The 18,416-nt window shown below is 65.7% G+C and carries 20 protein-coding genes; 7 read left to right on the top strand and 13 right to left on the bottom strand.

Going from position 1 to position 18,416, the window contains the following annotated elements:
* The first annotated feature begins 183 nt into the window (after positions 1 to 183).
* Positions 184 to 1,821 carry a thiamine pyrophosphate-requiring protein gene (locus FQU96_RS34020; RefSeq protein ID WP_146545852.1) on the top strand — a complete coding sequence of 546 codons (1,638 nt, stop codon included), beginning with the start codon at positions 184 to 186 and terminating at the stop codon, positions 1,819 to 1,821.
* 45 nt (positions 1,822 to 1,866) lie between these two features.
* Here the strand turns inward: FQU96_RS34020 and FQU96_RS34015 are convergent, their stop codons facing one another.
* From FQU96_RS34015 to FQU96_RS33995, 5 genes are read right to left on the bottom strand one after another with little or no spacing between them, the layout of a single operon-like run.
* Positions 1,867 to 2,292, bottom strand: coding sequence for a DUF1801 domain-containing protein (locus tag FQU96_RS34015; RefSeq protein WP_146545851.1), 426 nt, complete (start codon positions 2,290 to 2,292; stop codon positions 1,867 to 1,869).
* Between the two features lie 29 nt (positions 2,293 to 2,321).
* Positions 2,322 to 2,729 (bottom strand): VOC family protein, encoded by a 408-nt coding sequence (locus tag FQU96_RS34010; RefSeq protein ID WP_146545850.1) that lies wholly within the window; start codon positions 2,727 to 2,729, stop codon positions 2,322 to 2,324.
* Positions 2,726 to 3,154: a helix-turn-helix transcriptional regulator gene (locus FQU96_RS34005; RefSeq protein ID WP_146545859.1), complete on the bottom strand. Its 429-nt coding sequence runs from the start codon at positions 3,152 to 3,154 to the stop codon at positions 2,726 to 2,728. The genes FQU96_RS34010 and FQU96_RS34005 overlap by 4 nt, the downstream gene beginning before the upstream one ends.
* Positions 3,155 to 3,201: 47 nt before the next feature.
* Positions 3,202 to 3,669: a DUF1801 domain-containing protein gene (locus tag FQU96_RS34000; RefSeq protein WP_146545849.1), complete on the bottom strand. Its 468-nt coding sequence runs from the start codon at positions 3,667 to 3,669 to the stop codon at positions 3,202 to 3,204.
* A gap of 34 nt (positions 3,670 to 3,703) precedes the next feature.
* Positions 3,704 to 4,387 carry a DUF4286 family protein gene (locus FQU96_RS33995; protein ID WP_146545848.1) on the bottom strand — a complete coding sequence of 228 codons (684 nt, stop codon included), beginning with the start codon at positions 4,385 to 4,387 and terminating at the stop codon, positions 3,704 to 3,706.
* 112 nt (positions 4,388 to 4,499) lie between these two features.
* On the opposite strand from FQU96_RS33995, the gene FQU96_RS33990 reads away from it, so the two are divergent.
* The 3 genes from FQU96_RS33990 to FQU96_RS33980 all read left to right on the top strand — a co-directional run bounded on the left by FQU96_RS33990 (position 4,500) and on the right by FQU96_RS33980 (position 8,081).
* Positions 4,500 to 5,294, top strand: a complete 795-nt coding sequence (locus tag FQU96_RS33990) for an enoyl-CoA hydratase/isomerase family protein (RefSeq protein ID WP_146545847.1) — start codon at positions 4,500 to 4,502, stop codon at positions 5,292 to 5,294.
* Positions 5,295 to 5,443: 149 nt separating this feature from the next.
* Positions 5,444 to 6,619 carry a mandelate racemase/muconate lactonizing enzyme family protein gene (locus FQU96_RS33985; RefSeq protein ID WP_146545846.1) on the top strand — a complete coding sequence of 392 codons (1,176 nt, stop codon included), beginning with the start codon at positions 5,444 to 5,446 and terminating at the stop codon, positions 6,617 to 6,619.
* A 202-nt stretch (positions 6,620 to 6,821) separates the two neighbouring features.
* The gene (locus tag FQU96_RS33980) at positions 6,822 to 8,081 is read left to right on the top strand and encodes a hypothetical protein (RefSeq protein ID WP_146545845.1); all 1,260 of its coding nucleotides are present in this window, start codon (positions 6,822 to 6,824) and stop codon (positions 8,079 to 8,081) included.
* 150 nt (positions 8,082 to 8,231) lie between these two features.
* On the opposite strand, the gene FQU96_RS33975 is transcribed toward FQU96_RS33980, so the two are convergent.
* From FQU96_RS33975 to FQU96_RS33965, 3 genes are all read right to left on the bottom strand, one after another.
* Positions 8,232 to 9,104 (bottom strand): enoyl-CoA hydratase, encoded by an 873-nt coding sequence (locus FQU96_RS33975; RefSeq protein ID WP_146545844.1) that lies wholly within the window; start codon positions 9,102 to 9,104, stop codon positions 8,232 to 8,234.
* A 50-nt stretch (positions 9,105 to 9,154) separates the two neighbouring features.
* Entirely contained in the window at positions 9,155 to 9,967 is an 813-nt protein-coding gene (locus FQU96_RS33970) for an SDR family NAD(P)-dependent oxidoreductase (protein ID WP_146545843.1), read from the bottom strand.
* Between the two features lie 89 nt (positions 9,968 to 10,056).
* Complete coding sequence (locus FQU96_RS33965; RefSeq protein ID WP_146545842.1) at positions 10,057 to 10,455, bottom strand: RidA family protein; 399 nt, start codon at positions 10,453 to 10,455, stop codon at positions 10,057 to 10,059.
* A 101-nt stretch (positions 10,456 to 10,556) separates the two neighbouring features.
* Here FQU96_RS33965 and FQU96_RS33960 point away from each other — a divergent pair, with 101 nt between their 5' ends.
* The 3 genes from FQU96_RS33960 to FQU96_RS33950 are packed head-to-tail and all read left to right on the top strand — an operon-like array spanning position 10,557 to position 12,205.
* The gene (locus tag FQU96_RS33960) at positions 10,557 to 11,165 is read left to right on the top strand and encodes a YdeI family protein (protein WP_146545841.1); all 609 of its coding nucleotides are present in this window, start codon (positions 10,557 to 10,559) and stop codon (positions 11,163 to 11,165) included.
* A 3-nt stretch (positions 11,166 to 11,168) separates the two neighbouring features.
* A complete protein-coding gene (locus FQU96_RS33955; protein WP_146545840.1) occupies positions 11,169 to 11,816 on the top strand; it encodes a glutathione S-transferase family protein in 648 nt (215 codons plus the stop codon).
* A gap of 35 nt (positions 11,817 to 11,851) precedes the next feature.
* Positions 11,852 to 12,205, top strand: a complete 354-nt coding sequence (locus FQU96_RS33950) for a barstar family protein (protein ID WP_146545839.1) — start codon at positions 11,852 to 11,854, stop codon at positions 12,203 to 12,205.
* Between the two features lie 31 nt (positions 12,206 to 12,236).
* Here the strand turns inward: FQU96_RS33950 and urtE are convergent, their stop codons facing one another.
* From urtE to urtA, 5 genes are all read right to left on the bottom strand, one after another.
* A complete protein-coding gene (urtE, locus tag FQU96_RS33945; protein WP_146545838.1) occupies positions 12,237 to 12,932 on the bottom strand; it encodes an urea ABC transporter ATP-binding subunit UrtE in 696 nt (231 codons plus the stop codon).
* A gap of 182 nt (positions 12,933 to 13,114) precedes the next feature.
* Complete coding sequence (gene urtD / locus FQU96_RS33940; RefSeq protein WP_146545837.1) at positions 13,115 to 13,894, bottom strand: urea ABC transporter ATP-binding protein UrtD; 780 nt, start codon at positions 13,892 to 13,894, stop codon at positions 13,115 to 13,117.
* On the bottom strand, positions 13,891 to 14,934 hold the full coding sequence (urtC, locus tag FQU96_RS33935; RefSeq protein WP_255468710.1) for an urea ABC transporter permease subunit UrtC: 1,044 nt from the start codon (positions 14,932 to 14,934) through the stop codon (positions 13,891 to 13,893). Before urtC ends, urtD begins: the two co-directional genes overlap by 4 nt.
* A gap of 188 nt (positions 14,935 to 15,122) precedes the next feature.
* Positions 15,123 to 16,730 carry an urea ABC transporter permease subunit UrtB gene (urtB, locus tag FQU96_RS42530; RefSeq protein ID WP_218574985.1) on the bottom strand — a complete coding sequence of 536 codons (1,608 nt, stop codon included), beginning with the start codon at positions 16,728 to 16,730 and terminating at the stop codon, positions 15,123 to 15,125.
* Positions 16,731 to 16,885: 155 nt separating this feature from the next.
* Complete coding sequence (urtA, locus tag FQU96_RS33930; protein WP_146545835.1) at positions 16,886 to 18,169, bottom strand: urea ABC transporter substrate-binding protein; 1,284 nt, start codon at positions 18,167 to 18,169, stop codon at positions 16,886 to 16,888.
* Positions 18,170 to 18,416 lie beyond the last annotated feature (247 nt).

Genomic DNA, 18,416 nt, shown 5'->3' with positions numbered 1-18,416 from the left:
TGGAGCGCATCAGCGAGGGCTTCGACCTGATGCACCGCGGCGAATCCATCCGCAGCGTCGTAGTGTACTGATGAGCTCGTCATCCCGAGCGCAGCGAGGGATCTCCCGCGGCCGGACGCACGGTGCGCCATTCGCAGGAGATCCCTCGCTGCGCTCGGGATGACATTACAAAGGAGGAACGCCATGAAAGTCGGACCGGCGATTGCCGAGATTCTCAAGCGCGAAGGCATCGAGATGGTCGTCGGCTATCCGGTGAACCATATCCTGGAGCATGCGGCGGAAGCCGATATCCGCCCCATCATCGTGCGCCAGGAGCGCATCGGCCTGCACATGGCCGACGCCATCTCGCGGCTCACGCGCGGCAAGAAGATCGGCGTGTTCTGCATGCAGCATGGTCCTGGCGCCGAGAACGCCTATGGCGGCGTGGCCCAGGCCTTCGGCGAGTCGGTGCCGCTGCTGGTGATGCCCATGGGCTATGCCCGGCGCATCGCGCACATCCCGCCCAACTTCAATTCCACCATCGCCATGGCGCAGGTGTCCAAGCACGCCGAGCCGATCACGTCGGGCAAGGAACTGCCCAACATCATGCGCCGCGCCTTCGCCCAGCTGCGCAACGGGCGTGGCGGGCCGGTGGTGATCGAGGTGCCGACCGACGCCTTCGCCGAGGACGTGCCGGAGCCGATCGACTACACGCCGGTGTTCTCGACCCGCAGCGCGCCCGATCCCGACGCCGTGCGCACGGTTGCCAAGGTGCTGGTCGAAGCCAAGCGTCCGGTGATCTATGCCGGCCAGGGCGTGCATTGGGCCAACGCCTATGCCGAGCTGAAGGCACTCGCCGAGCTGCTGGCGATCCCGGTGTGCACCAGCCTGCAGGGCAAGAGCTGCTTCGACGAGACGCATCCGCTGGCGCTCGGCTCGGGCGGCCGCGCCATCCCCAAGCCGGTGCACCATTTCCTGCAGAAGAGCGACGTCATCCTGGGCATCGGCTGCAGCTTCACCGAGACCAACTTCGGCGTCGCCATGCCGGCGGGCAAGACCATCATCCACGCCACGCTCGACCCGGCCCATCTCAACAAGGATGTGCGCGTGCAGTACGGCCTCACAGGCGACGCGCAGCTCACACTGCAGGCGCTGATCGAGGCCTGCAAGCCGCTGCTGAAGGGCAGCAAGCGCGATCCGTCGGCGACGGCGGCCGAGATCAAGGCCGTCGAGGCCGAGTGGCTGGAAGCCTGGAAGGCCAAGCGCGAGTCCAACGACGCACCGCTGAACCCCTATCGCGTGCTGGCCGAGCTGCACAAGACCGTAGACGTCGCCAACACCATCATCACGCACGATGCCGGCAGCCCGCGCGACCAGCTCTCGCCGTTCTGGAAGACCACGACGCCGCTCTCCTACATCGGCTGGGGCAAGACCACGCAGCTGGGCTACGGCCTGGGCCTGGCCATGGGCGCCAAGCTCGCCTGCCCCGACAAGCTCTGCATCAACGTCTGGGGCGATGCCGCCATCGGCTTCACCGGCATGGATTTCGAGACGGCGGTGCGCGAGCGCATCCCGATCCTGTCGATCCTGCTCAACAACTTCTCGATGGCCATCGAGCTTCACATCATGAAGGTCTCGACCGAGAAGTACCGCGCCACCGACATCTCCGGCGACTACGCCGCCATGGCGCGCGCCTTCGGCGGCTACGGCGAGCGCGTCACCAAGCCCGAGGACATCGCGGGCGCGATCAAGCGCGGCATCGAACAGACCCGGCAGGGCAAGCCGGCGCTGCTGGAGTTCATCACGTCCAAGGAAGTGTCGATCTCGACCTTCAAGGATTGAAGCTTGTCCCCTTCTCCCCGCCTTGGTGGGGAGAAGGGGATGTTTTCATGCGCTCTTGGCCCTCTTCGCAGGGCGTGCCGACGTGTTCAACGCCACGGCGGCGCGAATGAGCGCCGTCAACGCCGTCTCGTCGATCCTGTCACCCTCGCGAAGATCGATGGCGCGGCGGGTGTTGCCCTCGAGGCTCGCATTGAAGAGGCCTGAAGGATCCGCCAGCGCGGCACCTTTGGCGAAGGTCATCTTCACGACCTCCTTGTACGTCTCGCCGGTACAGATGATTCCGGCGTGCGACCACACCGGAACCCCGCGCCACTTCCACTCCTCGACCACGTCGGGATCAGCCTGTCGGATGAGAGTACGGATCCGGGCCAAGGTCTCGCCGCGCCAGTCACCCAGCTCCTTGATGCGCGCATCGATGTGCCGGGAGGGAGAGTCGCCTCCCGCCGCCGCGCCAGCCGTCGCCTTCTTCATGCATCGCCCATCCGTGTTCGTCGCCGATCCTAGCGCGCCTCGATCATCTTCCACCCGTTGCCCGACGGATCGCGGAAGCCGGCGTCCACGGCGCCGTAGCGTTCCACGGGGGCCTGCGTGAACTCCACGCCACGGGCTCGCATCCGATCGTAAGCGGCACGGCAGTCGTCGACAACGAGCACCAGCGGCGGCATGGCACCCTTGGCCACGATTTCGCGCACGGCCTGCGCCGTCGCTGCATCGACCGCCGGCGGCTGGGGCATGAACAGGCCGAGCTGAAAAGACGGCTGGTCCGGGTGCTGCACCGTGAGCCAGCGGTAGTCGCCGTTACGCGCGTCGGTATGGACGCGAAATCCGAGCTTCTCGACATAGAACTGAAGGGCTTCGTCCTGATCGCGAACGTACAGACCGACCACCCCGACACCCTGCTGACTCATGGGACCTCCGTTTCCTGGGACCCGTCCCTCCTATCGCTCGCCGCCTGCCGCCGCTTCTCCGAAACTGCGATTGTGAGGTCGGGCCGGTGGGCGGCGCTGAGGAAGCAGCCCGGCACCCGCTCGCGCTGGTGCGACGCGGCCTTCTCGCGTGCCCTCAGCTCACCCGGGCTTTCACCGGTGACATCGCGGAATGTGCGCCCGAATGTGCCCAGGCTGTTCCAGCCGGTCTCGAACGCGATCTCGGTGATGGGCAGATCCGTATCACGCAGCAATGCCGCGGCGCGCTCGATCCGGCGCGTCAGCAGGTAGCGGTGCGGCGGGACACCGAAGGCTTCCTTGAACGACCGCGCGAAGTGGGCCTGCGAGACACCGCTGACGCGCGCCAGCCGGGGGACGGGCCATGCCTCGTGCGAGGCGCCGTCCATCCGGTCCTTCGCGCGGAGCAGACGGCGCAGCAGTTCGGGGTCCTGGTTCACAGTTTTTCGCCGGGCAATCGGCTGGCCTGCTTCACCCAGTCGACAACCTGCGCTTCATCGAGCGGATCGTCCTCGTGGATGTCGAGATAACGCACCTCCTTCTGTTTCGACGGGCCGGGTGGCATGGGCGAGAGTAACGCGCCGCGGAAGAACGCGACCTTCACGTACTTCGTGAAACAGTGAAAGCTGACGAACCAGCGCTCGGTCTCGACGCCATAGAGCGGCGTGTTGTATTTGACCGCCTTGCGCACGTTGGGAACGGCGCGCGTGATGAGTGCGTCGAGGCGGCGGCCGACATCGTGTTTCCAGCCCGGCATGGCGGCGATGTAGGCCTGTACGGGCGCCTCGCCGTAGGCCTTTGCGATCTGAGGGTTGCCGCCCGAGAGGAGAACCGGCTTCTCGGCCGGCGCGGGGGCCTTGCGCCTGGTCGTGGTGGCGACCTTCTCGGACGTCTTACCAGCCATCGTATTCACTCCCACCCCGTGTTGAGATCGCCAGCTACCGTTCGTTGCCGAACAACAGCGTGTAGGTCCCGACCGCCGGCGCCGCCGTCACACCGAAGGGTGCCAACGCCCGGCGCGTCAGGATGGTGCGTGCCGCGGCCGCCGTCGCGCCGGCATCAGCCCCCTCCAGCACCACGGCCCATGTCACAGCGCTGGCCTGCGGATAGTCGATGCCGCGGGCACGCGCCGGGGCGTTGGCGACGTCGAGATCGTTGGCACCGGCGAAGCCGCCCACCATGCCAGGTCGTCGGATCGCGGCCGGCAGCGCCTTCTGCCGCAGCCAGGCCGCCAGGCGTGCCGCCCGGGCAGGATCTGGTACGAAGCGCACGCAGGTGATGACGCCGCCGACACCGTGCGCCAGGTCAACGCGAATGCGCAAGGTCAGGCGCTGGAACTTGGTGAACCGCTTCATCACCCGCTGGCTCCACGCCGTCTGGTTGGCCAGCAGCCTCAGGTAGCGCGGCGTGGCGAGGTCAGCGACCCCGTCGCACTCGTAGGTCGCCATGTAGCGCGGGTCGGCGCGGCCGTCAGCGGCGACGTAGCGGCGGGCGCGATGGAAGCCGGGCAGGTTCACCCGCTCGTCAATATGCTCGCGGTTGTACCATTCGTTGAAGTCGCGCTCGTCGCCCCGCTTCACCTCGGTGAGGGTGATCAGCATGCCCTTGCCCCGCAACGCCATCGCATTCTCCCGTTTGCGCGGACAGCAAGGTTAGCATGCATCCGACGCGTGAGGGCGACGCCGTGCCGGTGTTATGGTCGCAGCAAGAACATCCTGGGCGGAGACGACGACAATGGAATTTCACGACTACGAAACCCTGCGCTTCGAGTATCGGGGTCGCCTGTTGCGCGTCACCATCGCCGGCAAGAGCCGCATGAACGGCGTCGATGCGCGCATGCACGAGGAACTGGCGCGCGTCTTCCCCGACCTGCAGCGCGACCCCGACAGCGACCTGATCGTGCTGACCGGCCATGGACCCGCGTTCTGCGCCGGCGGCGACATGGCCTGGTTCCAGGACATGATCAACGATCCGACCAAGTTCCGCGGCATTGCGCCCGAAGCCAAGCGCATCATCATGGGCCTGCTGGAGTTGGAGAAACCCATCATCTGCCGGCTCAACGGCGCCGCCGCCGGGCTAGGCGCCTCGCTGGCACTGCTGTGCGACGTCATCGTCGCCGACGAGACGGCGCAGATCGGCGATCCGCACGTCAAGGTCGGGCTGGTGGCGGGCGACGGCGGCGCCGTCATGTGGCCGCAGCTCATCGGCTTCGCGCGTGCCAAGGAGATGCTGCTGACCGGCGACATGCTGCGTGCCCGCGATGCGCTGGCCATGGGCCTGATCAACCACGCCGTGCCGGCCGACCAGCTCGACGCCAAGGTCGACGAGATCGCCGGCAAGATCATGGGCAACCCGCGCTGGGCAGTGCGCTGGACCAAGACGGCCATGAACGTGGTGCTGCGCGACATCGCCAACAAGGTCAACGATGCCGCGATCGCCTACGAGATGCTGAGCAACATGATGAAGGATCGCCAGGAGGCGGTGTCCGCCTTCGTCGAGAAGCGCAAGCCCAACTACTCGGGTGAGTGACGGTCGCGCTTGTGACTCTGTCATCCCGAGCGAAGCGAGGGATCTTTCTGCCGTCCATAATCCGCCGACAGCTGAAAGATTCCTCGCTCCGCTCGGAATGACAGTCACTCGGCTGAACATGCAGAATCAGAGGTTCAGGGAGAAACGTCATGAAGATCGCACGCATCGAGGACCTGCATTGCGACGCCGGTTGGCGCGTCTTCTCCTTCCTCAAGATCACGACCGATGACGGGCTGGTTGGCTGGTCAGAGTACAACGAGAGCTACGGCAGTTACGGGCTCAGCGGCATCATCCGCAAACTGGGCGAGGGATTGATCGGCCAGGACCCGCGGCCGGTCGAACGCATCAGCTCGACGCTCTACGCCATCACCCGCCAGGCACCCGGCGGCATGAACGCCCAGGCGATCGCGGCGATCGAGAACGCATTGCTTGATGTGAAAGCCAAGGCATTGGGTGTGCCGGTGTATGCCCTGTTCGGCGGCCCGGTGCGCGATCGCCTGCAGCTCTACTGGTCGCATTGCGGCAGCTACCGGCTGAACCACGCCGCAGTGATGGGGGTCGAGCCCGTGCGCTCGCTGGACGACCTGGTGAGCCTGGGCCGCCATGTGCATGAGCGCGGATTCTCGGCGCTGAAGACCAACATTTTCCGCTTCGACGGCAAGCCGCCCTACATGCACCAGCCGGGCTTCACGCGCGGGCCGGGCTTTCCCGAACTGAATGCCGATGCGCGTCTGCTGGCAGCGATCCGCGACGAGCTGGCCGCCTTCCGCCAGGGCACCGGACCCGACATCGGCATCCTGCTGGATCTGAACTTCAACTTCAAAACCGAGGGCTACGTGAAGGTGGCGCGTGCCGTCGAGCCTTACGACCTCTTCTGGCTGGAGATCGACAGCTACGATCCCGAGGGGCTCGCCTATATCCGCAGCCGCGCCAGCATGCCGATCGCGTCCTGCGAATCGTTGTTCGGCCGCCGCCAGTTCCGGCCCTACTTCGAGAACCGCGCGATGGATGTGGCCATTGTCGACGTGCCGTGGAACGGCCTGCTGGAGTCGATCAAGATCGCGGCCATGGCCGAGCCCTACGAGATCAACTGCGCGCCGCATAATTTCTACGGCCACCTGTCGACCCTGATGAGCGCCCATTTCTGCGCCGCCATTCCCAACTTCCGGGTGATGGAAATCGACATCGACGACGTGCCGTGGAAGGACGATCTGGTTTCCCACCCACCGGTGATCGAGAACGGCCAGCTCGTGGTGCCGACGCGGCCGGGCTGGGGTGCCGATGTGAACGAAGACGCCATCAAGGCACACCCGGTGAAGGCTTAACGACTCGACTGTCACTGCGAGCGATGCAAGCAAATCGACCGAAGGTAATGACAGGTGCTTGCTTGAAGTTGTCAGTAACGCTATAGTAGAAAAAGACTGTCCGTACATAGACTAAAATCAATTTTCTAACTAAACGATTGCAAAGCATCCTCCAGGAACGCTCTGCCGTCGTCTCCGACATTCATTGTCCAAGGAGGCGAGAATGGCTGTTGGCTTTGAATTCGCGACCGGCTGGGACATCTACAAACTCAAGAACGGCATGAACATCCCGGCGGGCGGCCTCAAGACCGAGGCCGATCTGAAGAACTGCACGGAATCATACCCGAAGGCGGCCGTGGTCCGTGGCGGACTGGGCTGGAAGCTGACGGTCGACGGCACGGAGATCGAATACGTCGTCGACGAAGTCGAGGAAAGCAAGGCCGGCGAAGTTCAGCTGACCCAGGTGATGGCCGACCTGAAGACCTTCGTTCGCATGATGAACGCGCGCAAGGTGAACCGGTTCGTGACCGCCGCCGATTTTCCAGCGAACACGTTCCGGGCGCCGAATGACCGGTTCGTCATCCATATCAAGAACGAGCTTCGCTTCAAGGATGTCGAGGCGATACCGCAGGTGACCGGCGGCATCCGGCTGGCCCGGATCCGCAAGCTGTGGCGCCTGCTGGCCGATCCGAAATCGCAGGCGGCCAAGCAGTTCTTCGCCGAAACGCCCGGCGGAGACCCGATCTACTCCAGCATGGTCAACAAGGTGACCTTGAACTGGAAAGCCATCAAGGACTCCAAGTGGAAGGACCATGCCCCCAGCGCCAAGCTGCGTGGACTGGTCACCCTGATCGCCACCTACCTCCTGCGCGGATATTCGCCGGCACAGAACGGTGTCGGCGCCGTGAAGTACCTCTTCATCCTGATGTCGCGCACGAAATTCAGCGCGCTCTTCAACGACCTGCCCAAGGACGAGCGCAAGCACTACAAGGATGCCCCGGCGGACTGGATCAGTTTCATCTGCAAGGACGTCATGTCACAGATCGCCGGGATTCCGCCGGCCGGCATCGATCCGGACGGGCTGCTCATCGAGCGCAGGATCACTGACCGCGGCAATCTGAAGGACCCGATCCAGCTACCGATCACGCGCAAGGCGTGGCTCACCGGCATGCTCAACGATCAGGACCTGCTCAGCGCCGCGGCCCATCCGCTAGGCCAGGCCGACGACGCGACCTGGCACGACAGCAATCCCGAACTGGGGCACCGGCTGCGCGGCCTCGCCGGACTGGGCGACAAGATGGATGCCGTCCAGTACGGCGGCCGGCAGAACAAAGCGGCGATCATCGAGTTCCGCGCCCGCCAGGCCGCCCTGCCCTTCAAGATCTGGGACGACTACGCCTTCCGGATGCACCGCTTCTTCACCGAGATCAACGAGGGCGATCGCCACGGCCTGATCGATCTCGGCGCGCCGGCGTTGGCGTAGGATTTCACCTCTCCCGCAAGCGGGAGAGGTCGGCGAGCGCGTCGCGCTTGATGGGTGAGGTACGCACTCGCCGCCGCGTCCTTAACCCCTCACCTTCCCATCGTGCTGCGCACGATGGGCCCCTTCCTCTCCCGCTCGCGGGAGAGGAAATTACTCCGCCGCCGCCTTCTTGGCGGCATTGGCCTTGGTCTGCATCGGGCCCATCAGACCCGACGGATCGACCAGCGTGCCGTGCGCCAGCATGTTGTGCGCGTGCGCCAGGTGATGCAGCGCGAATGAGGTCTGCATCGCCGTCCGCCGTCCCTGGGCGTCCTGCGCTGCGTTCACCGCTTCCTTCACCAGCTTCAGCGCGAACAGTGGCTTCTTGGCGATGCGCTCGGCCATCGCCAGGGTGAAGGCCTCCAGCTCGGCGCGCGGCACAACATGGTTCACCATGCCCAGCCGGTGCGCCTCGCGCGCCGCAAGCCAGTCGGCGGTGAACAGGAACTCCTTGGCCTTGCGCACGCCCAGTTCCCAGGGGTGCATGAAGAACTCGGCGCCGCCCACGCCCATGGCCACGGTCTGGTCGAGAAACTGCGTGTCTTCCGACGCGATCACGATATCGCACGGCCACATCAGCATCAGGCCGCCGGCGATCACCTTGCCGTGCACGGCCGCGATGGTGGGCTTGGGGAGGTTGCGCCAGCGCTCGCAGAAGCCGATGTAGATCTCCTTCTCGCGCGCGAACTGCGCCTCGGCGCCGGGACCGCCGAAGCCGCTCCAGGTCTCGACCGTGCGGTGCTGGCGCATGGCGCCATGGCCGTCGCGCTCGCGCAGGTCGTGGCCCGACGAGAAGTGCGGCCCGTTGGCGGCGACAATGATCACCTTGATCGAGTCGTCCTGGGCGGCGCGGTCGAGCGCGTCGTTGAACGCATAGAGGAACGCCGTGTCCTGCGCATTGCGCGTCTCGGGCCGGTTCAGCACCAGCCGCGCGACGTGCGGCGCCGGGGTCTCGTACAGGATGGGTGTGTCGGTCGTGGTCATCGCGTGCTTCCTCCTTGAAGTGTCCTGAACCGCGAGCGCCGATGGCGCGTTCATCGCGGCGACGGTGATTCCGCTCGACCGGCAGACGCGCCGGCGTCGACCGGCAGAATGACGCCGGTCAACCAGCGCGCCGCGTCGCTGGCCAGGTAGACCACGGCATGGCCGACGTCCCAGCCCTCGCCCTCGATCTGCAGCATCGAGCGCAGCTTGCGCGCCTCGCGCAGCTCCGGCGCCATGCCGCGCGCATAGACCATCGGTGTGTAGACCATCCCCGGCGCGATGCAGTTCACGCGGATGTTCTCGCGGCCGTGGTGCGCGGCCATGGCCCGCGTCATCTGCACGACCGCGCCTTTGGAGGTCGGATACAGCAGGTGCGGATGGCCGCCCTGCAGGCCGGCAACGGAGGCGATGTTGACGATCGAGCCGCCGCCCGCCTTGCGCATTTCCGGGATGGCGTATTTCGCCATCAGGACCATCGACGTCACGTTCACCCGCATCGCCTGCTCCCAGGCGGCGATATCGACATCGACGGCGGTGCCCGGCGGGCCGCCGATGCCGACATTGTTCAGCAGGATATCGAGACGCCCCCAGGCCGCGACCGCCGCCGCGACGGCGGCCTCACAGTCGGCCGGATCCGTGACATCCGCCACCCGCGCGATGCTGGTGCCGCCCTCGTCCGCGATCATCTGCGCCGTGCGGCCGACCCATTCCTTGACCGTATCCAGCAGCATGACCTTGGCGCCGGACCGCGCCATCAGGATCGCCGCGGCGCGGCCGTTGCCGATCCCGTCGGCGCGCGATCCGGCGCCGGTGACGATCGCCACCTTGCCGGCCAGTCGGCTGTCCTTCACGACGTCGTTCATCGGTCCCTCGTTGCCGTGGCGGTCGTGATGGTGCATCACGCGGTGCCGCGGCGTCACGCGGGCGATGCCCTGACGTCTCACTATGCGGGTCAGGCGCTGCTGGAGCCGATCATGGCGACGGCTTCGATCTCGACCAGCGTGTCCGGCGTCGCCAACGCCCGGATCTCGACCAGGGTGCTGGCCGGGAAGTCGCCGGTGAAGAATTCCCGGCGCGCCTGCCAGACCTTGGTGTTGTTGCGGATGTTGACGACGAAGATCGTGACCTTCACGACGTCGTTCATCTGGCCGCCCGCCGCCTCGACGAGATCCTTGATCTTGCCGAAGATGATGCGCGACTGCTCATACTCGTCAGCGCCCTCGATCTTGTCGCCGACCCGCGCGACCATGCCGGAGACGAACACCATGTCGCCGACGCGAATGCAGTTGGACCACCGCTCCGGCGGCGGCTCGGCAACGTTCGGGCTGATCACACGTGTGCGTTTTGCCATGGTTCCCTCCTCCTAGGATTGCGAGACTAGACGCCGCCTACGTGCCTGATGTCCATAGGCAGCAGCAGGAGCGAACAGCGGCGCCTATCGGAGCAAGCGTGATGCCCAAGACCAAGGACGGCCTTCCCATTCTGGCGTTCGCGTCGGCTGCGGACTGGGAGGCGTGGCTGGCGGCACAGCCCATGACGTCGCCGGGCCTGTGGCTGAAGCTGGCGAAAAAGGAGTCCGGCATCGCAAGCGTCTCTCAGGCGGAAGCCGTCGAGAGCGCACTGTGCTACGGCTGGATCGACGGCCAGGGCCAGAGTCTCGACGCGCAGCACTGGCTGGCGCGCTTCACGCCGCGCAAGACACGCAGCAAATGGTCGGAGAAGAACCGCACCAAGTTGTTGGCGCTGATCAAGCAAGGCCGCATGCGCCCGTCCGGACTGGCCGAAGTCGAGCGCGCCAAGGCCGACGGCCGCTGGGATGCCGCCTACCCGTCACCCCGCACGGCGACGGTGCCCGATGACCTGCAGCGCGCGCTTGACCGCTCACCCAAGGCACGGCGCATGTTCGCCGCGCTCGACGGTGCCAATCGTTACGCCATCCTGCATCGCCTGCACGACGCCAAGAAAGCGGAGACTCGCGCCGAGCGCATCAAGAAGTATGTTGCCATGCTGGTGCGTGGCGAGACCATCCATCCGCCGCGGCGCGCGCGGGCCAAGGAGTAGATCATGCTGAAAGTCTGGGGACGGCGCAGTTCCTTCAATGTCCAGAAAGTGCTGTGGCTGGTGGGCGAGCTCGGGCTGGCGCACGAGCACATTCCCGCCGGCGGCGACTTCGGTGAGCTGGACGAACCATCGTTCCGCGCGCTCAACCCGCATGGGCGGGTGCCGGTGATCGAGGACGGCGACGTCGTCGTGTGGGAATCGCAGGCGATCCTGCGTTACCTCGCGGCGCGCTACGGGCAGGGCCGGTTCTGGTCCGATGATCCGGCCGAACGCGCGCAGGTCGACCGCTGGATGGACTGGTCGCAGACCGCCCTGCAGCCCGACTTCCTCAACGGCGTGTTCTGGGGCTACTACCGCACGCCCGAGGCGCAGCGCAACACAACAGCCATCGCCCGGAGCATCGCACGCTGTGCCCAGCATTTCCGCCAGCTCGATGCGGTGCTCGCGACCCAGCCATTCCTGTGCGGCGCCGATCTTACGCTGGCCGACATCCCGGCCGGCACGTCGCTCTACCGCTATTTCGAGCTGGACATCGAACGCCCTGGCGTTCCCCACGTCGTCGCCTGGTACCAGCGACTACAGGACCGCCCCGCCTTCCGCGAGCACATCATGCTGCCCTTCAGCGAACTGCGCGGAAAGCTCGACTACTGACGGCATCCAGCCGAGTCTTGTCCATCGGTGCCAACATGAGGACGACCATCGTAGACATCCCTGTCAGTCGAATCACGAATTGGGACACTTTCCATGACGTGTTCCAGGAAGCGCTGGGCTTTCCAGACTTCTATGGGCGTAACATGAACGCCTGGATCGACTGCATGACCTATGTTGACGATCCACCGAGTGGCATGACGACCGTTGTCGTAGGGGTCGGCGAGGTGCTTACACTTCGCATTGACGACGCAGCGGATCTGGAACGGCGCTGCCCTGAGCAATACCAGGCCTTGATCGAATGCACTGCCTTCGTGAACTGGCGGCGCGTCGACGCTGGCGGAAAGCCGGTCATTGCCCTGATGCTGACCGGCTATTTCCAGAAGGATTAAGGCGCCAGCAACAGGGCTCAAGAGCGCACGACTACACCATCAGATGCTTGCGCACCTGCTCCGCCGTCAGCGATGTCGCGGGGCCTGACAGCACCACCTCGCCGCGGTCCATCACGCTGATGTGGTCGGCCAGCGCCTGCGCGAAGTCGAGATATTGCTCGACCAGAAGGATCGCCATGTCGCCGCGGTCGGCCAGCATGCGGATCACGCGGCCGATGTCCTTGATGATCGAGGGCTGGATACCCTCGGTGGGCTCGTCGAGCACCAGCAGCTTGGGTCGGGTCACCAACGCCCGCGCAATGGCGAGCTGCTGCTGCTGGCCGCCCGACAGATCGCCGCCGCGCCGGTGCAGCATGTCCTGCAGCACCGGGAAGAGCGTGAAGATCTCATCCGGGATGTGGCGCAGCGTCCGCGCCAGCGGCGCAAAGCCGGTCTGCAGGTTCTCCAGCACCGTGAGCCGCGGGAAGATCTCGCGGCCCTGCGGCACCAGCGCCAGCCCGCGGCGCGCCCGTTCGTGCGGCTTCAGCGCCGCGATGTCCTGGCCCTGCCACAGGATCCTGCCGCCACGGACTGCCTGCAGGCCGAAGATGGCGCGCAGCAGGGACGTCTTGCCCACGCCGTTGCGGCCCAGCACGCAGCCGATCTTGCCCACCTCGGCCGTGACGCTGACCGAGCGCAGCGCGTGCGAGGCGCCGTAGAACAGGTCGATCTTTTCGACACTCAGCATGGTTGACCCTCAACCCTCCCCCAACGCAGTTGGGGGAGGTGGCCGTTTCGGCACTTCGACGCTTTGCGTCGAAGTGCCTGAGCCGAAGGGGGAGCCGACGTGCTCTTCAATACTGACATCACCACGGCTCCCCTCCGCCCCTTCGGGGCACCTCCCCAGCGAAGCTGGGGAGGAAACACGTCTCACCGTCCCAGATACACATCGACCACGCGCTGATCCTTCTGCACGTGATCGAGCGAGCCTTCAGCCAACACCGAGCCCTCGTGCAGCACGGTCACGCGCACGCCGAGTTCGCGCACGAACTGCATGTCGTGCTCGACCACCACCAGGGTGTGACTCCCGGCCAGATCTTTGAACAGCCTGGCGGTCTGCTCGGTCTCGATGTCGGTCATGCCGGCGACCGGCTCATCGAGCAGCAGCAGCTGCGGTTCGGCCAGCAGCAGCATGCCGATCTCCAGCCACTGCTTCTGGCCGTGGCTGAGCGCACCCGCCGGTTTGGCCTTGCGATCACCCAGCCCGACCAGGGTCAGCATGTCGTCGATCTTGCGACGCGCCGAGCCGTTGAGCCGCGCCATCAGCGTGGCGAAGGTGCCGCGGCTGGTACGCAGCGCCAGTTCCAGGTTCTCGAACACGGTGAGGTTCTCGAACACCGTGGGCTTCTGGAACTTGCGGCCGATGCCGAGATTGGCGACACCGGCTTCATCGAGCCGCGTGAGATCGATGCGATCGCCGAACTGCACGCGGCCGCTGTCCGGGCGCGTCTTGCCGGTGATCACGTCCATCATCGTGGTCTTGCCCGCGCCGTTGGGACCGATCACGGTGCGCATCTCGCCCTTGCCGATCGCCAGCGACAGCGTGTTGAGCGCCTTGAAGCCGTCGAAGCTGACGGTGACGTCTTCCAGATACAGCAGGGTGTCGCCCTGGGCCGTATCGGCGATGGGATCGAGCGCCGCCGTTGTCATGTCGCCTCCGCCGGTCGGGCGGCCGCAAGCGTCGTCACCCGCGACGCGGCACGTCGCGCCTGCCAGCCGCGCACGATGCCCAGCACGCCATGCGGCAGGTACAGGGTGACGACGATGAACAGCGCACCGAGGAAGAAGAGCCACATTTCCGGCATCGCGCCGGTCAGCCAGGTCTTGGCGGCGTTGACGATGAAAGCGCCGAGGATGGCCCCGATCAGGGTACCGCGGCCACCGACCGCGACCCAGATCGCGATCTCGATCGAGTTGGCAGGCGAGAATTCACCGGGATTGATGATGCCGACCTGCGGCACATAGAGCGCGCCGGCGACGCCCGAGATCATGGCCGCCACCACGAACACGAAGAGCTTGATGCCGGTCGGCGAGTAGCCGAGGAAGCGCACCCGGCTTTCGGCATCGCGCAGCGCCAGGCACACGCGCCCCAGCTTGGAGGCGACGATCCAACGGCACAGCAGGAACGAGAGGCCCAGTCCGACCGCCGAGGCGATCAAGAGGCCAACGCGAGTCGTCGGCGACTGTATCTGGAACCCCAGCAGATCCTTGAAGTCGGTGAGCCCGTTGTTGCCGCCGAAACCCATGTTGTTGCGGAAGAAGGCCAGCATCAGCGCGAACGTCATCGCCTGCGTGATGATGGAGAGGTAGACGCCGGTGACGCGCGAGCGGAAAGCGAGCCAGCCCAGCACGAAGGCGAGCGCCGCCGGCACCAGCAGCACCATCAGCGCGGCGAACCAGAACATGTCGAAGCCCTGCCAGTACCAGGGCAGCTCCTTCCAGTTCAGGAACACCATGAAGTCGGGCAGCACGGGATTCTTGTAGACGCCGCGATCGCCGATCTGGCGCATCAGGTACATGCCCATGCAGTAGCCGCCCAGCGCGAAGAAGGCCCCCTGCCCCAGGCTGAGGATGCCGGCGTAGCCCCAGATCAGGTCCATGGCGACGGCGAGCATGGCATAGCAGCAGTACTTGCCGATCAGCGGCACCAGATAGTCGGGCAGGTGCAGCGCCGAGCCCGCCGCCACCATCTGGTTGGCCACCGGCAGCAGCACGATCAGCACGAAGCCCACGGCCAGGAACACCACCCAGCCGCCGGGTGTCAGCAGGCTCCCCTGGGAGCGCGGGCCTCCGGCCCGCTCATGCCAAGCGAAAGCAAGCTTTCGCCTTGATGCGGGCGAGACGCCCGCGCTCCCAGGACGTTCACCCTTGCCCATCGTCACGACTCCACGAAGCGGCCCTTGAGCGCGAAGAGGCCGCGCGGGCGCCACTGGATGAAGAGGATGATAAAGACCAGCACCGCCACTTTGCCCAGCACAGCGCCGGCGAACGGCTCGAGGATCTTGTTGATCACGCCCAGCGACAGCGATGCCACCAGGGTGCCCAGCAGGTTGCCGACACCGCCGAACACCACGACCAGGAAGCTGTCGACGATGTAGATCTGGCCGAGGTTGGGGCTGACGTTGCCGATCTGGCTTAACGCCACGCCGGCCATGCCGGCAAGCCCCGAGCCCAGGCCGAAGGTGAGCGCATCGACCCGCGCCGTCGGAATGCCCATCGCCGCCGCCATGTCGCGGTTCTGGGTGACGGCGCGCATGTGCAGGCCGAAGCTGGTGCGGCGCAGGATCAGCGCGATGATGCCCAGCATCAGCAGACAGAAGGCGATGATGTAGAGCCGGTTCCAGGCGACGAAGAAGCCGCCCATCAGGTCGAATCCGCCCGTCATCCATGCCGGGTTGGCGACTTCCTTGTTCTGCGCATCGAAGATCGAGCGTACTGCCTGCTGCAGCATCAGGCTGATGCCCCAGGTCGCCAGCATGGTCTCCAGTGGCCGGCCGTAGAGGTGGCGGATCACGCCGCGCTCCAGCAGCACGCCGACGGCACCTGACACCAGGAAGGCAATCGGCAGCGACAGCACGAGGTAGAAGCCGACCAGGTCGGCCGGCAGCAGCGCGCGGCACACCTGCTGCACAGCGTAGGCGGTGTAGGCGCCCAGCATGATCATCTCGCCGTGCGCCATGTTGATGACGCCCATCACGCCGAAGGTGATGGCGAGGCCCACGGCCGCCAGCAGCAGCACCGAGCCCAGGCTGATGCCCTGGAACACGTTCTCCAGAATGCCGACCATCGCCAGCCGGCGTTCGATCGAGGTCAACGCCGCTTCCGCTGCCTTCAGCACTTCCGGCGGCGCGCCCTTGTCGTTGCGCAGACCGGCCAGCAGGTTGCGCACCGCAGGATCGGCCGTGGCCGCCAGCGACTCGATCGCCTTTACCCGGTCGGCGACCGACCCGGCACTGACCTGCGTTGCCGCCAGGCTGAAGCGGATGGCGGTCAGTACCTCGGGGTCCTTCTCGCTCTTGGCCGCGCGCTCCAGTGCCGCCGCCGTTTCCGGCGTCGGGTTGGCGAAGGCGGCCTTCGCTGCCGCCAATCGCGTGGCGCGATCGTCGCTGAACAGCGACAGCTTGGAGAGCGACGCCGAGATGACGCCGCGCAGGCGGTTGTTGACACGCACCTTGTCGACATCGGCCGCCGGCAGCTCGCCCAGGCCCTTGCCGCTGGCGGCGTCGAAGTAGCGGTTGCCGTCCTGGATCAGCGCCACGCCATCAGACTTGCGCGCGTAGAGCATGCCATCCGACAGCGCCTTCAGCGCCGGCACCGCTCGGCCGTCACCCAGGTCGCCGAGCTTCTCGGCCGCCTGCAGCTTCTCGCCGAAATCGTCGGCGGCCAGCTTGCGCACCCAGTCCTCGAAGGTCTGGGCGTGCGCAGGCAACGCGACGGCGGCCAGCATCAACAGCAATGCCGCTGCTATAACCCTCAGACGCGACATGACGGCTCCGAACTCTTCCCTCCCCCACGCAGTGGGGGAGGTGGCCGTAGGCCGGAGGGGGACCCCCGACGAGATCTCAGCAACTGAGACCACGTCGGATCCCCTCCGCCCCTTCGGGGCACCTCCCCAGCAAAGCTGGGGAGGAACACAAGGCGCTACTGCGAGAACTTCGGCTTCTCGCAGTTGCCGCAGACCCAGGGATAGGTCCAGTCGGCGGTGAGCTTGGCGCTCTCCGGGATGTACTTCGACCAGGCGTCGGCCTTCACCGGACCCTTGGTCTGCCAGACGATCTCGAACTGGCCGTTGGCCTGGATCTCGCCAATCAGCACCGGCTTGCTGAGGTGATGGTTGGTGTTCATCACCGATTCCATGCCCGATGGTGCCGCCACGCGCTGGCCGTAGAGCGCCTGGCGCACGGCGTCGATATTGGTGGTGCCGGCCTGCTGCACCGCCTGCGTCCACATCTTGAAGCCGATGTAGGTGGCTTCCATCGGATCGTTGGTAACGCGCTTCTCGTTCTTGATGAACGTCTTCCACTGCTTGATGAACGCGTCGTTCACCGGCGCCTTCACCGACTGGAAGTAGTTCCACGCCGCCAGGTGGCCGACCAGGTTCTTGGTGTCGATGCCGGCGAGTTCTTCCTCGCCCACCGAGAACGCCACGACCGGGATGTCGGAGGCCTTGATGCCGGCGTTGGCCAGCTCCTTGTAGAAGGGCACGTTGGCATCACCGTTGATGGTCGACACCACCGCCGTCTTCTTGCCCGCCGAGGCGAACTTCTTGATGTCGGCCACGATGGTCTGCCAGTCAGAGTGACCGAACGGCGTGTAGTTGATCATGATGTCTTCCTTGGCCACGCCTTTGGCGAGCAGGAAGGCTTCCAGGATCTTGTTGGTGGTGCGCGGATAGACGTAGTCGGTGCCGGCCAGCACCCAGCGCTTCACCTCGCCGCCTTCCTTGGACATCAGGTATTCGACGGCCGGGATCGCCTGCTGGTTGGGCGCGGCGCCGGTGTAGAAGATATTGCGCGAGCTTTCCTCGCCTTCGTACTGCACCGGGTAGAACAGCAGCCCGTTCAGCTCCTCGAACACCGGCAGCACCGACTTGCGGCTGACCGAGGTCCAGCAGCCGAACACCACGTCGACCTTCTCCTTCTGGATCAGCTCGCGCGCCTTTTCGGCGAACAGCGGCCAGTTCGACGCCGGGTCGACCACCACGGCCTCGACCTTGCGGCCCAACAGCCCGCCCTTCTTGTTGATGTCGTCGACCATCATCAGGACAGTGTCCTTCAACGTGGTCTCCGAGATCGCCATCGTGCCCGACAGCGAATGCAGCACACCGACCTTGATCGGCGGTTGCTGGGCCTCGGCACCCAAGGTCCACCCCGTCACCGCTGCCAGTACGGCCGACGCTGACGCCCACTTCTTCCAGATTCCCATGCATGCCCCCCTTCGGCGCAGGCGCCGGCCCGTGCCTGGGCCGTACGCGCACAGGCGTGAAGCAAGAGGCGGGCCAAGACGTGAGCCACGCCGGGCCAGGGTGATCAAAGACCGCGCAGCCTTCTGATTCTCCATGGCGGCGACAAATTAGGCATGCCGGCGCGACAGTGAGCGACGGCGGGTCTCCCAACGTTCAAATGCCCATGACTTGGGCGGTGACGTGGTCAGAGACAGACCAATGTCCGTG

Source organism: Reyranella sp. CPCC 100927, assembly GCF_007859315.1.
Classification (GTDB): domain Bacteria; phylum Pseudomonadota; class Alphaproteobacteria; order Reyranellales; family Reyranellaceae; genus Vineibacter.
The sequence above is the reverse complement of the archived record's forward strand: the minus strand, read 5'-3'. Positions and strand labels throughout refer to the sequence as shown.

Excerpts from the sequence above, each read along its gene's own strand:
- FQU96_RS33955 (WP_146545840.1), top strand. The coding sequence starts at position 11,169 with ATGCTGAAAGTCTGGGGACGGCGCAGTTCCTTCAATGTCCAGAAAGTG.
- FQU96_RS33990 (WP_146545847.1), top strand. The coding sequence starts at position 4,500 with ATGGAATTTCACGACTACGAAACCCTGCGCTTCGAGTATCGGGGTCGC.
- urtC (WP_255468710.1), bottom strand. The coding sequence starts at position 14,934 with ATGGTGGCGGCGGGCTCGGCGCTGCACCTGCCCGACTATCTGGTGCCG.
- FQU96_RS33950 (WP_146545839.1), top strand. The coding sequence starts at position 11,852 with ATGAGGACGACCATCGTAGACATCCCTGTCAGTCGAATCACGAATTGG.
- urtA (WP_146545835.1), bottom strand. The coding sequence starts at position 18,169 with ATGGGAATCTGGAAGAAGTGGGCGTCAGCGTCGGCCGTACTGGCAGCG.
- FQU96_RS33980 (WP_146545845.1), top strand. The coding sequence starts at position 6,822 with ATGGCTGTTGGCTTTGAATTCGCGACCGGCTGGGACATCTACAAACTC.
- urtD (WP_146545837.1), bottom strand. The coding sequence starts at position 13,894 with ATGACAACGGCGGCGCTCGATCCCATCGCCGATACGGCCCAGGGCGAC.
- FQU96_RS33960 (WP_146545841.1), top strand. The coding sequence starts at position 10,557 with ATGCCCAAGACCAAGGACGGCCTTCCCATTCTGGCGTTCGCGTCGGCT.
- FQU96_RS33995 (WP_146545848.1), bottom strand. The coding sequence starts at position 4,387 with ATGGCGTTGCGGGGCAAGGGCATGCTGATCACCCTCACCGAGGTGAAG.
- FQU96_RS33985 (WP_146545846.1), top strand. The coding sequence starts at position 5,444 with ATGAAGATCGCACGCATCGAGGACCTGCATTGCGACGCCGGTTGGCGC.
- FQU96_RS33975 (WP_146545844.1), bottom strand. The coding sequence starts at position 9,104 with ATGACCACGACCGACACACCCATCCTGTACGAGACCCCGGCGCCGCAC.
- FQU96_RS34000 (WP_146545849.1), bottom strand. The coding sequence starts at position 3,669 with ATGGCTGGTAAGACGTCCGAGAAGGTCGCCACCACGACCAGGCGCAAG.
- FQU96_RS34005 (WP_146545859.1), bottom strand. The coding sequence starts at position 3,154 with ATGGACGGCGCCTCGCACGAGGCATGGCCCGTCCCCCGGCTGGCGCGC.
- urtB (WP_218574985.1), bottom strand. The coding sequence starts at position 16,730 with ATGTCGCGTCTGAGGGTTATAGCAGCGGCATTGCTGTTGATGCTGGCC.
- urtE (WP_146545838.1), bottom strand. The coding sequence starts at position 12,932 with ATGCTGAGTGTCGAAAAGATCGACCTGTTCTACGGCGCCTCGCACGCG.
- FQU96_RS33965 (WP_146545842.1), bottom strand. The coding sequence starts at position 10,455 with ATGGCAAAACGCACACGTGTGATCAGCCCGAACGTTGCCGAGCCGCCG.
- FQU96_RS34015 (WP_146545851.1), bottom strand. The coding sequence starts at position 2,292 with ATGAAGAAGGCGACGGCTGGCGCGGCGGCGGGAGGCGACTCTCCCTCC.
- FQU96_RS34010 (WP_146545850.1), bottom strand. The coding sequence starts at position 2,729 with ATGAGTCAGCAGGGTGTCGGGGTGGTCGGTCTGTACGTTCGCGATCAG.
- FQU96_RS33970 (WP_146545843.1), bottom strand. The coding sequence starts at position 9,967 with ATGAACGACGTCGTGAAGGACAGCCGACTGGCCGGCAAGGTGGCGATC.
- FQU96_RS34020 (WP_146545852.1), top strand. The coding sequence starts at position 184 with ATGAAAGTCGGACCGGCGATTGCCGAGATTCTCAAGCGCGAAGGCATC.